At 67.4% G+C, this 2,249-nt stretch carries 2 protein-coding genes; both read right to left on the minus strand.

Features of this window, described 5'->3' with window-relative positions; translation table 11 throughout:
* Positions 1 to 133: 133 nt before the first annotated feature.
* The gene (locus ACE3UY_RS16340; RefSeq protein WP_374688557.1) at positions 134 to 1,411 is read right to left on the minus strand and encodes a M16 family metallopeptidase; all 1,278 of its coding nucleotides are present in this window, start codon (positions 1,409 to 1,411) and stop codon (positions 134 to 136) included.
* Positions 1,398 to 2,249: PP2C family protein-serine/threonine phosphatase (locus tag ACE3UY_RS16345; RefSeq protein ID WP_374688558.1), on the minus strand; the 852-nt coding region annotated here is incomplete at its 5' end. The genes ACE3UY_RS16340 and ACE3UY_RS16345, both read right to left, overlap by 14 nt.

A 2,249-nucleotide genomic window follows, 5' to 3' on the forward strand; every position in this document is an offset into this window, starting at 1 on the left:
AGGCTGGTCGCCCGGCCGCCGCACTGCTCCTGCTCCCGGGGCGTGAAGAAGCGGTCGCAGAAGCGCTGGCCGTGGCGCGAGATGCCGCGCCGCAGCCGCTCGACCTCGATCAGGTCCACGCCGGTCGCCAGCATCAGAGCGTCTCCACCGGGCCGCTGACGGCGATAGCCAGCTCGTCGGCGCTCAGGTATTTGCGCGCCACGGCCTGTATCCGCTCCGGCGTGATGGCGTTGATCAGGCCGGAGTAGTTGTGCAGATAGTCCAGCCCCAGATCGTACAGTTCCATGTCGGTGATGATGTCCACCAGCCCACTGTTCGTCTCCAGGCTGAGGGGCAGCGATCCGGTGCGGTAGGCCTGGCTGTCGGCCAACTCCTGGGGCGTCACCGGCTCGTCCTGAATACGGCGAATCTCGGCCCGGATGGACTCAATGGCCTGCTCGACCTTGTCCGGGGCGACGCCGGCCGAAGCGCTCCACGGCCCCGGCCCCAGACCGCCCTCCAGGCGGCTGGAGGCGTAGTAGGCCAGCCCTTGCTCCTCGCGCACGCTCTGGCCGATGCGGCCCATCATGCCGAAGACGCCCAGGATGGTGTTCATCAGGCTGGCGTCGAGGTAGTCGGGCGCGGAGCGGCGCGGGCCGGGCAGACCCAGGACGAGGTCAGCCTGCTGCTTCTCCGGCATGACCACGTGGCGGCGCACGGTGGCGGTCGGGCGCGGCGCGTCCGGCGCGAGGCCGGCGACGCGCTGGCCGTCGTTGCGCCAGCGGCCAAAGGCGGCGTCGAGCTTGCGCAGCGCCGTCTCGGCCGGCAGCGCGCCGACCAGACCGACGATCATGTTGCGCGGCCCGTAGTGGTGAGTGTGGAAGCCGGCGAGTTCGTCTCGGTCGATGGGGGGCACGGTGTCGAGGTAACCACTCAGGGAGCGGCCATAGGGGTGCTCGCCGTAGAGCAGTTCGTGGAAGGCCAGCCCGGCCATACGGCGCGTGTCGTTGGCGCGCATATGCAGGCCGGTGACGATCTGGCCGCGCAAGCGCTCGACGTGCTCCGGCGGAAAGGTTGGCCGGCAGAGCGACTCGACGACGATGTCCAGCACCAGATCGATGTCCTCGGCCAGAGAGTGGGCCGAGAAGCCGGCGGTGTGGCGTGACGCGCCGAAGGAGACGCCGGCCCCAATCGATTCCAGCGTCTCGAAGATCTCTTCGAACGTGCGCGCCTGGGTTCCGCGCATGAGCATGCCGGCGGCGAAGTTAGCCAGGCCCGCCCGGTCGGGAGTTTCCAGCCCGGCCCCGGCCCACACCAGACCCTCCAGCGCCACGGTGTCGCTGGACATGTTCTCGTAGACCAGCACGGTGACGCCGTTGTCCAGCACGCGCCGGTGAATCGTTTCGGGGCCGGGGTAACTATTGACCGTCATGGGATGCCTCAAGGCGTTTGATGATCAGAAGTGTCATATCGTCATACTGTACCATGCTGCCGGCAAACTGCTCAACCGCGACGCTGATCGCGTCGCGCACACCGGCCGCAGAGGTATGGGGGTGTTCGGTCAGCAGGCGTTGGACGGTTTCCTCCAGCCGACCCTGACCGAACTCGCGAAAGTCGGCGGTAATGGCCTCGGTGATGCCGTCAGTATAAAGGACGAGCACGTCGCCTGGGGCCAATTCGACCATGTCCACCGTCCCATTAAGCTCCGGCAGGACGCCCAGCAGCGGCGAGTTCCGGGGCAGTTCTATGAAGTGGTTCCCGGCAGCCCGCCAGAGTAGGGGCGGATCGTGACCGGCGTTGGCGTAGAGCAGCTGGCCGTTGTAGATGTTCAACTCGGCGTAGAAAGCGGTCAGGAACATATCCGACTGGCTATCTTCCTGGATATAGCGGTTGGCCCCGGCCACGACCTCACCCGGCGAGCGGCCGCGCAGGGCAATGGTGCGCAGCGTGGTGCGGCTGAGAGCCATAAAGAGGGCCGCCGGCACGCCCTTGTCTGACACGTCGGCGATGATGATGCCCCACCGCCCCGGCTCGCCCGGCAGCGGGAAGTGGTCGTAAAAGTCGCCGCCGACCTGATGGACAGCGTGGAAGTAGGCGGCAAACTCCCAGCCGGGCAGGCGCGGCGGCTCGGCCGGCAGCATGCTTATCTGAATCTGGCGGCCGACGGCCAGCTCTTCTTCGATGCGCTGGCGCTGGAGCTCTTCGTGGTGCAGCCGGGCCTGTTCGATAGCCAGCGCCGCCTGATTCGCCATCAGCCGCAACAGGCGCAC

It is taken from the genome of Promineifilum sp. (SeqCode) (genome assembly GCF_041918635.1).
Classification (GTDB): Bacteria; Chloroflexota; Anaerolineae; order Promineifilales; family Promineifilaceae; genus Promineifilum.